The following is a 12,215-nucleotide window of genomic DNA, read 5'->3' as shown; positions in this document are numbered from 1 at the left end:
CTGTCGGTCGTGTCTTTCTTTATCGGTTGAGCCTTGCCTTTCCCGCATTCCCTGTCCTCGATCTGACGGTACGGCGCTTTGTTGCCGCACCGAACCATTGTCGCCAGATCGTGTTCCCCCCAGACAACAAAAAAGCCCGCCGTACATCGGTAAGGCGGGCTGCATAGACTCCCAAAAGCACACGCTGCTCCTCTGGAACGCTTCAACCACTTTGCCGTTGCAGTAACAGCCCCTTGCTTGAGATGCGGCTTCGAGTGAAGGTGCGGAACCACGGGCGACGGTGCGCGTTAGAACGACCCTTGTGAGGATGTGCCATGCCAGCTCGCCCAATCGTATCCACAGCCGCGGCGATCCTGTTCGCCGCCACAAGCATGGCTTACGCCCGGCCGGATGCGCGCACCATGACTTGCGAACAGACGCAGCAGCTGATCCAGAGCCGGCGCGCGGTGGTGCTGACCACCGGCCGCAACACCTATGACCGCTATGTCCGCCGGTTCGGCAATGAGTGCAACCGGCCCGCCGTGCCCGTCGCCTCCTATGTCCAGACGCTTGAGGGTCAATGTCGGGTCCATCGATGCGTGGAATGGCAGCATTTCGATTTCCCGTGAGCCGGCTTCTGATCCAATGTCTGTTCGCGCGACGTCTCTGCCCCGCTCTTCACGGCAGACCAGAACGAGCAAGTAGCGCGACTTGCGGACTTTCCCGGATGGCGTCGCCAAGGTCTTGAGCCGGCCCCATTCCGGACCTTCGCTGCCAGAGTTGCTCGCACACTCACGCGCGCCCGCTAGCCAGCCTCGATATAGGCTCGAGATTGGGGGAGGCCCTCGGCGAGGCCAAGGCAGAAACGCTCGTGCCTTATGTTCAGTTTGGCGTTGGACATGGTGGTATCATGATACCGTAGTCACCTTCCTGACGCCACATAAAGTAAACTCAATCAGCTGGCCGGCGCCATTGGCCGAGATCCATGCGGTGATGCCCTCGGGCGAGACGCCACCTGCCCCAATTGCCAGAGGCCAACAGGTTCCGGAACAAAGTGCCGGGTAATCTTCTTTTGTGTAGTATGCTGAAGGTAGCGCACACGCCTCCAGTGAAGTCTCGACCACCTCACAAGGAGCAACCACAATGCGTAAATGTCTCGCAGCCATCACTCTTGTCGCGATCGCCGCGTCCATTGTGCCCAACGCGGCTCAAGAGGCCAACACGACGTTCGGTGTGCTCGACTGCGTTGTCGCAGCTGGCACTCGCTACATCATCGGCTCGAAAAAAGCTCTGAGTTGCACCTTCACGTCGGCCAACCCGAAGGTCGCACCCGAAACATACATAGGGGTCATTAGGAAGTTGGGGCTGGACGTCGGTCCGACGCCGAGGGCAGTGCTGCGGTGGCGGGTGCTTGCGCCAACCGGTAACGTCTATGCGCCCGGCGTGCTGGCCGGCAACTACAACGGCGTCGGCGCAGAAGCGACGGTCGTCGTGGGTGCCGGTGCCAATCTTCTGGTTGGAGGATCCAACAGGACCTATACGTTGCAGCCACTCAGTGTCCAGGTGCAGACTGGCCTGAACGTTGCAGCCGGCGTGACCAGTTTCCAACTTCGCGCCGCCAAATAGAATGTTAGCCCTCGGCGCGCCCAGACCGCCAGCCATCACCTACGTGGTCTAGCGGTTCGGCGACAATCGGCGCGGGCACGGCATGTTGACGACCAAGGACGAAGCGCCGGCCTCGCCGACATGTCCCTGTCCGCGATAACCCGCCGGGCGAAGCGCTAGCCAAAGCCATCATTGAGACCGCTTGGATCGGCCCAATGCACGTCCTCGAACAGCATCAGCACGGGCGATCGGCGGGCCCGTTCATCGAGGATGTCAAGCATTGCCCCGAAGGTCTGCTCCTTCTTGCGCTCCGGGCTGAGAGCCAGTGGCGGGTACCGCTCGCCACCCGGCACGCCGAGCATCTCGGCAATGAGCGCCAGCTCATGCGAGGCGGCGAGTGGGTGTAGCAGGGTTTCCAGCTTGACGAGCCGAGCCTCCGCAGGCTCGCCGTCCACGAAGCCTACCTCGTACTTCCAGCGTGCGATGATCGGTTGGAGGGCGCTCTCACGGTGATGGGGCGAGCAGAAGTACTTGAGTTTGATCAGGCGAGGCTAACGCGATCTATCATCTTGATCAGCGGATATCGCTAGGGCAGCTGGTCTACGCGCCTCGGATTGGACGGTCTTCGAGCCAAATGAGCCCCGATATCGAAGCTCCTCTGGAAAACCGGCCACTGAGCTCCAGGGTGGAGGCGCTTGCCGGCTTCGGGCTTAGCGCGGCCGATATCGCCTGCGTGCTCGCCACAGACGAGCAGGACCTCAAGGCGACCTACGCCCATGAGCTCGAGAGCGGCGCCATCAAGGCCAACGCACGGGTCGCCGAAAGCCTCTACCGCAAGGCGACCGGCGAAGGACGTGAGGCCGTCACTCCAGCAATCTTCTGGCTGAAGACCAGGGCGCGCTGGAAGGAAACCTCCATCCATGAGCTAGAGGGAAAACTGGACACATCAGTGACCTTCGTGACCACCTACGAAGATAATGAAGCTCCTGTAGTGCGGCATTGCCGACGGTTTGATTTCGACTGCCGTTTTGACTTCGAATTTCGACCGATGCCCGAAATCAAAACAACCGAACTTAGAAATTACGGCACTAGGGCGTTGTGTCGATTCAGCGCTGGTCCAGCTTCTCCGCAGTCTCCCGCTGCTTCGATTCGATCTCGTCCAGCACTGCTTCTGGCGCAAGGTCCTTCTTAATCTCGCCGACTTCTACATCGTTTAAGGCTGGTTTTACATTCAACCGATCCGTTATCGAATCGACAAGTTCAGTAAGCTTTGTGAGTTCGTGCTCCGTCAGCAGGCTCACCTGAAGATCCAGATCCGCCCGTTTGTCTGCGGCAGCTGACATCCGGTTTTGGCTGATCAGTACAAAGGTCGAGAGGAATATGGCCTCGACGGAAGCTACCATGGCCAATATCACGAATGTCGGATCAAATGGCGGAGTGATCGGTATCCAGCCCAAGTTCGAGACGATCCAGCCGCCATACACGGCCAAGTGAAGGTACACGAAACGCATACTGCCCGTAAAAGAAGTAATCGCCTCAGCGATTTTCTCTTCCAAAGTTGCCTCGCTTGCTTCCTTCGCCCGGCGCTCTTCAATCGCATGGATATTGCGTTTCAGTGCTTGGCTGAGTTCAGTCGGAGGTGGCGGAGGCAACGTTGGAGAATCCATGGAACACCAGTTGGATAGCTATCGGTCCTGCCACTCTGGGCAACATACAAAATCATGGGTATTCGACTTTGTTCCCGACTGGAGCCGTCTAATCATTGGCTCTCCTCATTTATCCAGGCGATTTCGGGGTCTTAGACGCTTGGCGGCGCCAGAGCCTTCCCGCTGAGGAAGGGCGGGGCGATCCGGCCGCTGAGGAAGGGCCGGGCGATCCGGCCGCTGAGCGTCTTTCGTACGGTCGAGGATTGAAGGTGGTGAGTGCTCGGCGCCTGGCTTCGTATCCTGGTGAGGCACCATGCGAATTTCGTTCTCCGAACACGAAGGCGCGTCACCAGGGCAAGAGAACTGGATCAAAAACTGTTTTGTTCGCGCCGGTCACTTGGCTAGGACCGCTTCTCATTGACCAAATCTGATGCGATGATGGGGGAGAACAAGTCCGCGCTTGGGAGGGCCACAAACGCCCGCTCAGCGGCTGCTCGTCCTCCGCAACGCTGAGGAAGGCCCGATCGACCATGAATGGCAACTGCCAGCGCTGCTACCGAACAATCAGTTCGGCACGCCCGCTTCGGAATTCGTGCTTGGCAAGGAACGACACGATCGCCGCGGCAATCTTTTTGCCGCCCTGTTCTGAAGGCTCGATGGCGTTGACAAAGTCGGCGTCCTCGCCGCAGACAATGCGAAGGTCGATCAGCGGAATGCCGCGCACGGCGGCTGCTCGTGTGATGCAATCGTTGAGGATCGACAGGGCCGTTACCGCAATGCGTCTCTGGTCGGGGTCGGCATACCGGACATCATAGATCGAGCAAATCGCGGTCGGCAGCCCTACAGCCAGGACGGCATCCAGCGTCGACATATACTCCAAGCAAAACTGCTCTCTAATTTCGGCGAGCCTCAGCAGAGTGTCGGCAACGGACCGCGACGGAGCGTTCAAAACGGAGGAGACGCCGAGCGCGTCGTTCCCTCCCACGCTTACCACCAGATGAGTGGCGTCAGCTGGCAGGCGGTTCAGTTGCCGGCCCACATCCGTCATGACGCTGCCGTCAACGGCAAGCAGCTTGGCCGACCAGCCGATCGGGAGCTGACGCAAAACGTGGGCCACTAGATCTGCTCCATCGGCGACATAGGCGCTGTTGTCGAACACCGAATCGCCTAGGAGCACAACCTTGTTCATCGTCCCCACGTCCTCGGCGGAAACAGTTTGCACCGTGGAAAATGCTTGTCCCGCGGCGGCGGCCAGCAACACGCTCCTGCGCGATATCTTTACCAGACCGGCGTCTCCCACGACTGTCGCTCGTGCGCGAGCCTTCAGTGGCTGCTGTTCGAGTTCGCTCCGCTTTCCGTATTAATCGTTCGCCGTCCTCTCCTCTTCCCGTCGCTGATACGCAAGAGCCATAGCGGCCGCTATGGCTACTCCTGCGGCGCCCAGCAGGAGTTTGTCTCGAGTCTCCTGATCGCTCATGACGCCCTGAACAGCCGATGATGCCCGGCCGGCTGTGGCGGCTACTCGCTGGGCCGCCTCGCCGGAGGTCTGCCGCATATCGTCAATCATGTTCGGCGTCCCGGCGCTCCAATCCCGCACTCTCTCTTTGACGGCGCCGGCCAGCTCAGTTGTTTGCTCCTTCACTGCTTCCGCCGTCTCGGCGCCCAGTTCGCCGACCTTCTCCGCCAGCTCGCCGGCTTGCTCCTTCAAGCGCTCTGTGGCGTAGGAGAAATGATCAACTTGCTCGCCCATGTCTGGTATTGAAGGTGTCCGCAACAGGCTAAATAGTCCCGCTCCGATCAAAGCAGTTGCAATCGGCGGACGGTGCAGGAGACGCCAAGCGAGACCAGCCCCAATCACCAATGCGGCGCTCGGGTTGGCTGCCGCCTTTGCCTTGAGATCATCGACGATCCCCTGCGCCGTCGACTGCGCGGTCGATCTTGCTTTTTCGACCAGCGCGTCCTTTGCCTCGAGCGCCTCTTGCTTCAGCTCGTCGGTAAACTCGGACAATGTATTTGGCGATCGCAGCGTCGACAGATGTTCGGCGAGCCTAGCCCGGGCTGCCTCCACATCATGTTCGAGCTGGCGGAGACTTGCCTCACCCATTATGAGCCTCGCTTGCCGCTAGACCGTCCGGATTTGCTCGGCCGAGAGGCATCCGATTGTGGCGATTGGTCCGATTTGGCCGATTTATCTTGCGAGCGGCCCATGCCGCCCGATTGGGGCATGCCGCGCTGAGCCGATTGAGCGCGCGATCCACCCGAACTCGCGGATGGCGCCTGCGCGGACTCGGTTGGCTGCTCGCCCGACAAGGCGCTGCCGAACGCACCAGCCACGTCGCTCGCAACCTCCTTGAGGCCATCGGCATTAAGGCCGCGCTCCTCGGCTGCCCTCCTGAGACGTTTGCCCGCCTCCTCTGTCGATTCCTTTAGCCGTTCGCCAGCCCTTTCTGCGGTGTCCGTCAGCTGCTCTGCGGCTGGGCCAAGGGTCCGGTTCTCAATTTCGGTGGTCCGGAAGGCAGCTGCAACAGCCGCCCCGGCGGCAAAACCGAGCAGCGCCAGCGTCAGTGGCTGCTCTTGCGTCACACGGTTCATCGTATCCTGGAGCGTGGATTGGGCCCGCCGGGCGAATTGTTCCGATGTCTGGGAGACGTTGCGCCGCGCCTCGTCCGCATACGTCGATGCCGAGGATGCGTAGGAACTTGCGGTTGCCGCCACCTTCTCGCCGATCTCGGAAACATATTCACGTGCTGCCTCTACCGCCGCTGGGCCGCCTTCTCTGGTTTCCGCCTCGTGTCCATCGGGGCGCGTGCTCGAAGACCTTGACTGAGCCTTTCGGTGGCCATTGTTTCCGCGGGATTCCTCAGCATGCCCGAAGCTACTGATGGCCGATGACCCGCCGCGGCGCATCAACAATGCGCAGCCGGCCGCAACGAGGAGAAGACCTTCCGGGTTGTTTTTGGCGGCGCCGATGAACCATTCCGCCGTTCCGAGATTGGCCGTACGTGATTCGCGGCTCATGACAGATGCTCCTTGGTTGTCGAGATGTCCTGCTTGATCTGATGGATGGAACGGGTCGGCGTTATCTCTTTGTGTGCGTCCATGCGGCCCTTGTAATAGGCGAGCGCTCCAGCCCCGGCCGTGATGGCGGCAACAATCAGGCAGGACCAGTGCACTGCGATCCCAAGGCTGGCTATCCCGAAGACAAGCGCCTGCACTGCCAAAAATGCCGCGATCAGCCCCAGCACGCCAGCCGTGGACATCCAAATACCCGCCCGAAATTTGGCAAAGAGATTTTCAGACAACTCCGCGCGCGCCAGTCGCAGCTCCTTCTGAACAAGATCGGCAAGGTCGGCAACGACGTCGGACAGTGCGCGAGGAAGCGTGGAATTCTTGAGCTGCTCATGTGCCATGGAATTCGTTCGCTCCTTGCCGGTTACGTTCGTGCATAGGCTCGTTCGAAAGCGGCGACGCCGGAGGTGCGCTCTTCAGCGTTCGAAATGTCAAAAAACCCGCAAGGGCGGCAAGTCCGAACACCAATGCCGGCTGACGCCTTGTCAAATCGGAGGCGGCGCGGACCAGCTGATCGACCGACTGGTCCCGCAGATCGTCTGCGTACCCGTCGATTCGGTTCGCGAACGTACGGACGACACCGGCGACTAGCGGTGCGCTTTCGTCGAGGTCCTCGGCAGCCCGTTTTGTCGAACTTGCGAGCTGACCCATCACCTCGGCACCGCTGCCGACCTGACGATCCAGCATTTCCTTTACTTGGCTGGCAACCGTTGACGCACCATCCGCGGCCGACTGCTTGACCGTATCGGCTGCCTCTTGAGCCAAATCGGATGCCTTGGAGAACGCGCCGCTCACCGTTGTCCCAACGTCCTTCTTTGCACTGTCATCTGGTGTCTTGGGCGCGGAATCCCGTTCCATGTTTTGGTTGTTCATAATTTCCTCCATTGACTGACAAAACTGCGGGAAAACCCGTTGGTTCCTTGGAACTGCTCAAACAAAGTAGATAGCGGTCTCGGCGCCTGGCAGCCCCCCTGTAAGGCGGCCAACTTTTTGCCGGCGCGAATCTCTCTCCACCCTCGATCGTCGACAGATGGTCGTGCAGCAGCGCGCTTCAAATTAAGCGGTGCCTGGACGTGCTGAAGGGGAGTAAAGCCGTCGCCTCGGGCCGGAGGCGTTCATCTCCCGAAGGAGATGCGCATGAGCCCTAAACTGGCTACAGGAGAACGTCGGCAATCTTCCTGCCGAAAGCGGCGTGAGCATTGCCGTCTTGGCTCAGCAGTTCGAGCAAGATGCCGAAGCGGCAGGCTACGGCCACGCGGTACGAGAAGACGAGATCGGCAACGTCGAGAACGCCATAGAGAAGGCGCTGAAACGGGCTAGGACTGGAGAAGAGGCGCAAGTTGCCGTCCTGGCCGGAGGAAGTGATCTTGCGCTGGTCATCGCGGCCCTAGCAGTCAATGACGCGAAAAGCGGGCCGTAGGGCTCTGGACTCCGCTTCGCGCCCCTGCAACCGCCTCTTTTTGGACTATAATGAGATCACAGACGGCCTCAGCTTCGCATAGCCGCGGCACTGGGCCGGCCACGTATAGACCGGCTCCGCCCGTCACGCCCGGGAGGGACGTTTCCCTTCGCCGAGTCGTCGCTGCACCGCCAAGGCGAAAGCCGTCGCAACGAGGATCTGCCACCAGCGCGGCGAGCCCCGGTTTGTGAATCAGCGTCACAGCCTTCGACGGCTTTACCCCAGACACGGTTACGCTCGCGCTGCTCGGGCCATATGGGCAGCTGGCGTCACCGTCACAGTTGTCGCAGTGCAACTTCGGTCCGCATTGGCGCGCGCCTCGAACAGTTCTTGCGAGCAGTTCAATGGCCACGAAATGCCCGGCGCTATGGCCGTACCTCGCCTTTTCGCATCTCCTGCGCGACTAGTCCGCCGGCAGCCAAACCCAGAGCGAGCGCTACATACGCAGCTGCGATGGAGCGCTTAGAAAGCACTGTCTCCCAGCCCGGGGTCAGCCGCTTCGGCACAACGAGATAGTCCACAGCCGCAGCGATCGCGGCTACCGCGGAGGCATCGCGCAGCATCAGTAGCGGCGACCGCGGAGGATTTCTGGCGAGCCAAGCCTCGAAAGGAGCGGCCCAGAATATGGCCGAAGCATGATGGGTGCCGAAGCCGACCGCCGTGTGCGCGAGGTCGGCCTTCCTAACCGCACCAGCCTTGTCGCCGTGGAGCCAGTGGCTGGTGGCGTTGGTCGGCTGCAGCGCCGACTTTCCTTCGGCTTTGGCCAGAAGGACGAGGAACGCCGCCGTCACAACACTTGCGACCGTGCCGGTCGCGCCTGTCGAAAGTCCAGTCTTCAGCAGGCCGTTCACCTTAACCTCCGTAACTCTCCCTCTTTTAACCGCCGAACCGAAGCTCAGTTCCCGACACCTCCGTTAACGGCAAAGAGCTGTATCCCGACTGAAGTGTCAATCCGCCGACGGCGCGTTCTTTTCGCGTCTGTCAGGTGATTGCGACCGCCAGGGTATACGGTGGTAGAAAATTTTCTGCGCCGCCGCCCCGGAAGAGGTTTTCATTGAAATTCCGCCAAGTTTTACACTGCCATCGCACATTAAATCGATGGACTGCCGCAGTTGCAGCCTTGCTGCGGGTGTTTTCGCCTCTTGCGGCTTCACCGTTTGCGGCGCCTGGAAAGGCGGCGGTGATTTAGGCGAACCTGCCGCCCCGCAGGCTCCAGAGCAGCAAGGGCCATTGATCGCCCGATATCGGCCAGCGGCGATGACGCGTCGGCGATGGCGAGCGGCAATGTCAATGCGCCCCGCGTCCAAGCCACCTGTGCCGCAAGAATCCCCTGCGCAAGGGCCGAAACTTTTTCGCTCACCGCCTTGACGGTTTCCGGCCGACCTGAAACCAGCGAACGGGTTGCCTCGGCAGCAAGGATCGGCAACCGCAACCCCACAACCCAGGGCGCGAGCATCAGGTTCTGGGCAAGAGCAATCTCAGCGCGGACGCGCCTTCCTCGTTGACTGGCCAACACTCGTTATTCCTTCTGTTTGGATTTTGCGGGTCCAGATAGGGGGCCGGCAATGACCATCAACAACATGCGCCTGTTCAGGGTTCCATAGCCCCAGTCCTTCCGCCGCCGATTAACCGCAGTCGAAAGCAGATGGTCGTCCCCGCTCGTCTCAAAGTAGCCGAACTTGGCACAAATGCTGACCCGTTTAGGCTCCACGTTCGCCGAGAAAGAGCGGCGGCTGATCTCTGGAACGGACCAAGGCCGCCCTCGCCTCTCGCAAGGACACTTTCGGCCGATCACCCGGCCTACAATCCCTCCGGACCGGCATCGGAATCGTCGATTCCTTTCCCGGTGGAGCCGCGCAGGTATATTCGGCCTCCATGTATTCCAGATTGAGGGAGCAACCCGGAAAATGTCTTCGTCTTTAAGGTCCTCCTGCGCATAGGCGCGGGAAAGGCCGATCTCTCAGCACGGGGACCAGTGCTGCGCGATCCAAACGTGTTGGCTTGGCCAGAGTTCCCGGACGGAGGACAAAACCCGCCGCACCTTTCGGCACGGCGGGCTTTCAGTCGTTCACCAGGCACGGGGTGTGGGCGGCACCAGCCTACGTTGACTGGCAATCGCTCTAAACAACCGCGGCGTTCGCACAGCTCGCAATGGCCAATGGCAGGTGTCGAACGTGCGCAACGTTCTCGCGCGGCAATCCACTACTCTTTTATAAGCGGGGCTTCAGGGGAACCCGCGTTCATCCAACAATTCTACTGAACGCCGCAGGCAGTCCCTCGGTGTGGATGCCCATGTGAGCCCGATTGTTCGTGTACCCCCGGCAAGTCGTTTGCAATGTGAGGACCGTCGTTGAACGCAGCCTCAACGAATCGGTGGGTGGCGAAGCGGCGCATGGCCTAGCCTTAGCCTAAGTCCATTTCCGCAGTTTCGAGACACTCGAGCTTGCCTCCCGGAATGGCCGACTTGGGTCAATTTGCGTCGTAGAACGCTTGTGATGGCTTCTCATCCCGGTCGCCTAGTCGGGAGTGCGTCTGATGGAGAAAACCGGCTGGTGCGCCATGCTACGCTCGCCGGTGATAGGAAGAATTGCATAATCAACCACTTAGAAGTTGCTTCTCATTCGCCTGTGAGCACACTGCAAACGGTGGTTTGCAGTTTGCACACCCGGGGAATAGCAACATGCCGACCGCAGTCGCCTATTATCGGGTTTCCACACAGCGGCAAGGACGTTCAGGCTTGGGCATCGAGGCCCAGCGTGCCGCGGTCGCACGCTTTGCCGAGGCCGAGCGGATGATCATCCTCCAGGAGCCCACCGAGGTCGAAACCGGAAAGAGAGCAGATGCTCTTGATCGACGTCCGCATCTGACTGCTGCCCTCGCCCTTGCCCGGCAGCTCAAATGCCCAGTCGTTGTGGCGAAGCTAGACCGACTCTCGCGTGACGTCGCCTTTACTGCTGGCCTGATGGTTCATTCCCTTCATAGTTGCGGAATTTGGCGCCGATGCCGATCCGTTCATGTTGCACCTCTACGCCGCGCTCGCCGAGAAAGAGCGGCGGCTGATCTCTGAACGGACCAAAGCCGCCTCGCCTCCCGCAAGACCACTGGAATGAAGCTCGGCAATCCGACCAACACCGCCGAAGCTGCAGCGAAGGGTCGGAAGATGTCGATCGAAGAAGCCGACCGGTTTGCCCAGACCGTGCTGCCGATCATCGCTTCCATTCAGCGGTCGGGCATCACCAGCCTGCGTGGCCTGGCAATCGCCCTGAACAACCGCGGCGTTCGAACAGCGCGCAACGGCCAATGGCAGGTCTCTAACGTGCGTAACATTTTGGGGCGGCAAGCTTCTGCGAACTTGCTTTTATAGGCGGGAATTTGCTGACCAGCATGTCCCCATCGAAGCAGCAGGCCTGCGGCCGCGTAGGATGTGGCTGCACGGTTCTCGTTCCAGGGCTACGGCAACTCCGAAGTACTGCTTCGGAATTTCAAGTGGCCGGGCGACTTCTGCTCAAGCCAAGAAAAGAAATTGGAAAATCTTGGGTCCTCTGGTTGATGAGGAAGCCCGCGCTCTTCAGCTCCATTTTGTGCAAAAGTAGCGAACACCCTGTTCTGCTTCTTCCCTGGTCATGACAGGTGATCACCCAAAGGCAAGTCTTCTTTTCCGACACAAAAGCGAGGCGCCGACAATGTTGGTGCGTCCAAATGGTAGTGTGTTACAGCCATCCGCGTCGCCACTCCCCGCCGATTAATTTGAGACGACAACTGAGAGCGACTACCCGCGGAGCTTTACAGCCAAAAGGAAAGTCGGCGGCTCATCTTTCAATGAGCATTGCCTGAACCCGCCGACCTGCGGATTGCCAGTGGCCCCGCGATTCGCAGTTTTGTCGGAACGAAGGCGTACCGTCTAGCAATGTAGGCGTGTACATTTCCAGGTGCGGGAGTTTTCGAGACTTTTGCCTTAACTCCGTCGAAGGAAGGTAAATGAATGCTTGCCCGCTGCCGGGCGACAGCTCGGCCACTCGCGTTGTGACTCGCGAGTGAACCATTAGGCCCGGCGGGGCGTTTCTCTGCGAATCCAATACTATTGACGGCACGACCGTGGAGGAATCCAAGATTCAGCCTGCGCTGCAGAAACAAGACACGCCCGGTGCCTTGGCGAATTTTCCTTATGACCGAATGACTGTCGAACGATTTCGGGAGGCATTTCCTCGAGCGAGGTGGAGCGACGAGCGCAGGAGCTGGTTTGTACCAGGCAAGACGGCAGCCCGACGGATCGATCGTTGGCTGGCGCGTGAGGCCGAGTTGCTGGCGATTCACGCCGATAGCAAGGGACGTGACGCCTATGCGTTCGACCCGATCTCCAGCCCCTATCTCGAGGTTGCTGACGATCTGCGCATTCGGACGCCCTATTCGAAGACCGCCCTTCGGGAACTACATGGCATTCCCTGGGCAAGTTGGGA

At 60.1% G+C, this 12,215-nt stretch carries 15 protein-coding genes and 1 pseudogene; 8 read left to right on the top strand and 8 right to left on the bottom strand.

All coding sequences use genetic code 11. The annotated features are described in order from the left end of the window. Positions 1–314 precede the first annotated feature (314 nt). Positions 315–608, top strand: coding sequence for a hypothetical protein (locus AC0L3O_RS28400; protein WP_128245078.1), 294 nt, complete (start codon positions 315–317; stop codon positions 606–608). Between the two features lie 514 nt (positions 609–1,122). After that, positions 1,123–1,605, top strand: a complete 483-nt coding sequence (locus AC0L3O_RS28395; protein WP_128248468.1) for a DUF992 domain-containing protein — start codon at positions 1,123–1,125, stop codon at positions 1,603–1,605. Positions 1,606–1,760: 155 nt separating this feature from the next. Here AC0L3O_RS28395 and AC0L3O_RS28390 read toward each other — a convergent pair whose 3' ends face one another. Further along, positions 1,761–2,039 carry a hypothetical protein gene (locus AC0L3O_RS28390; RefSeq protein ID WP_128248469.1) on the bottom strand — a complete coding sequence of 93 codons (279 nt, stop codon included), beginning with the start codon at positions 2,037–2,039 and terminating at the stop codon, positions 1,761–1,763. A 179-nt stretch (positions 2,040–2,218) separates the two neighbouring features. Here AC0L3O_RS28390 and AC0L3O_RS28385 point away from each other — a divergent pair, with 179 nt between their 5' ends. Beyond that, a complete protein-coding gene (locus tag AC0L3O_RS28385) occupies positions 2,219–2,776 on the top strand; it encodes a hypothetical protein (RefSeq protein ID WP_473536085.1) in 558 nt (185 codons plus the stop codon). Here AC0L3O_RS28385 and AC0L3O_RS28380 read toward each other — a convergent pair. From AC0L3O_RS28380 to AC0L3O_RS28355, 6 genes are all read right to left on the bottom strand, one after another. Beyond that, entirely contained in the window at positions 2,691–3,251 is a 561-nt protein-coding gene (locus AC0L3O_RS28380; protein WP_128248471.1) for a DUF1003 domain-containing protein, read from the bottom strand. The genes AC0L3O_RS28385 and AC0L3O_RS28380 overlap by 86 nt on opposite strands. 532 nt (positions 3,252–3,783) lie before the next feature. Beyond that, positions 3,784–4,491, bottom strand: coding sequence for an SGNH/GDSL hydrolase family protein (locus AC0L3O_RS28375; RefSeq protein ID WP_287240902.1), 708 nt, complete (start codon positions 4,489–4,491; stop codon positions 3,784–3,786). Positions 4,492–4,590: 99 nt separating this feature from the next. Next, positions 4,591–5,334, bottom strand: coding sequence for a hypothetical protein (locus AC0L3O_RS28370; protein WP_128248472.1), 744 nt, complete (start codon positions 5,332–5,334; stop codon positions 4,591–4,593). Next, on the bottom strand, positions 5,334–6,248 hold the full coding sequence (locus AC0L3O_RS28365; protein ID WP_473536084.1) for a hypothetical protein: 915 nt from the start codon (positions 6,246–6,248) through the stop codon (positions 5,334–5,336). Before AC0L3O_RS28365 ends, AC0L3O_RS28370 begins: the two co-directional genes overlap by 1 nt. Beyond that, positions 6,245–6,640, bottom strand: a complete 396-nt coding sequence (locus AC0L3O_RS28360) for a phage holin family protein (protein WP_023803797.1) — start codon at positions 6,638–6,640, stop codon at positions 6,245–6,247. The genes AC0L3O_RS28365 and AC0L3O_RS28360 overlap by 4 nt, the downstream gene beginning before the upstream one ends. Further along, positions 6,630–7,172 (bottom strand): hypothetical protein, encoded by a 543-nt coding sequence (locus AC0L3O_RS28355; protein WP_287240907.1) that lies wholly within the window; start codon positions 7,170–7,172, stop codon positions 6,630–6,632. Before AC0L3O_RS28355 ends, AC0L3O_RS28360 begins: the two co-directional genes overlap by 11 nt. Positions 7,173–7,491: 319 nt before the next feature. On the opposite strand from AC0L3O_RS28355, the gene AC0L3O_RS28350 reads away from it, so the two are divergent. Beyond that, positions 7,492–7,719 (top strand): hypothetical protein, encoded by a 228-nt coding sequence (locus AC0L3O_RS28350; RefSeq protein ID WP_128248475.1) that lies wholly within the window; start codon positions 7,492–7,494, stop codon positions 7,717–7,719. A gap of 404 nt (positions 7,720–8,123) precedes the next feature. Here the strand turns inward: AC0L3O_RS28350 and AC0L3O_RS28345 are convergent, their stop codons facing one another. After that, positions 8,124–8,609, bottom strand: coding sequence for a hypothetical protein (locus tag AC0L3O_RS28345; RefSeq protein ID WP_128248476.1), 486 nt, complete (start codon positions 8,607–8,609; stop codon positions 8,124–8,126). 1,257 nt (positions 8,610–9,866) lie between these two features. On the opposite strand from AC0L3O_RS28345, the gene AC0L3O_RS28340 reads away from it, so the two are divergent. The 4 genes and pseudogenes from AC0L3O_RS28340 to AC0L3O_RS28325 all read left to right on the top strand — a co-directional run. After that, positions 9,867–9,974, top strand: a complete 108-nt coding sequence (locus AC0L3O_RS28340) for a recombinase family protein (protein ID WP_473536156.1) — start codon at positions 9,867–9,869, stop codon at positions 9,972–9,974. 464 nt (positions 9,975–10,438) lie between these two features. Next, positions 10,439–10,825 carry a recombinase family protein gene (locus tag AC0L3O_RS28335; protein WP_473536082.1) on the top strand — a complete coding sequence of 129 codons (387 nt, stop codon included), beginning with the start codon at positions 10,439–10,441 and terminating at the stop codon, positions 10,823–10,825. A gap of 39 nt (positions 10,826–10,864) precedes the next feature. Then, positions 10,865–11,122, top strand: a complete 258-nt coding sequence (locus tag AC0L3O_RS28330; RefSeq protein WP_353817448.1) for a recombinase family protein — start codon at positions 10,865–10,867, stop codon at positions 11,120–11,122. A gap of 731 nt (positions 11,123–11,853) precedes the next feature. Beyond that, positions 11,854–12,215: pseudogene (locus AC0L3O_RS28325) on the top strand (hypothetical protein); the annotation flags it as partial.

This window comes from Mesorhizobium sp. WSM4810, assembly GCF_055811235.1.
This window is presented reverse-complemented; position numbering and strand designations above follow the sequence as displayed.

What these genes read in the sequence shown, in the direction of transcription:
- AC0L3O_RS28400 (WP_128245078.1), top strand. Translation starts at nt 315, where the DNA reads ATGCCAGCTCGCCCAATCGTATCCACAGCCGCGGCGATCCTGTTCGCC.
- AC0L3O_RS28395 (WP_128248468.1), top strand. Translation starts at nt 1,123, where the DNA reads ATGCGTAAATGTCTCGCAGCCATCACTCTTGTCGCGATCGCCGCGTCC.
- AC0L3O_RS28385 (WP_473536085.1), top strand. Translation starts at nt 2,219, where the DNA reads ATGAGCCCCGATATCGAAGCTCCTCTGGAAAACCGGCCACTGAGCTCC.
- AC0L3O_RS28380 (WP_128248471.1), bottom strand. Translation starts at nt 3,251, where the DNA reads ATGGATTCTCCAACGTTGCCTCCGCCACCTCCGACTGAACTCAGCCAA.
- AC0L3O_RS28370 (WP_128248472.1), bottom strand. Translation starts at nt 5,334, where the DNA reads ATGGGTGAGGCAAGTCTCCGCCAGCTCGAACATGATGTGGAGGCAGCC.
- AC0L3O_RS28365 (WP_473536084.1), bottom strand. Translation starts at nt 6,248, where the DNA reads ATGAGCCGCGAATCACGTACGGCCAATCTCGGAACGGCGGAATGGTTC.
- AC0L3O_RS28360 (WP_023803797.1), bottom strand. Translation starts at nt 6,640, where the DNA reads ATGGCACATGAGCAGCTCAAGAATTCCACGCTTCCTCGCGCACTGTCC.
- AC0L3O_RS28355 (WP_287240907.1), bottom strand. Translation starts at nt 7,172, where the DNA reads ATGAACAACCAAAACATGGAACGGGATTCCGCGCCCAAGACACCAGAT.
- AC0L3O_RS28335 (WP_473536082.1), top strand. Translation starts at nt 10,439, where the DNA reads ATGCCGACCGCAGTCGCCTATTATCGGGTTTCCACACAGCGGCAAGGA.
- AC0L3O_RS28330 (WP_353817448.1), top strand. Translation starts at nt 10,865, where the DNA reads ATGAAGCTCGGCAATCCGACCAACACCGCCGAAGCTGCAGCGAAGGGT.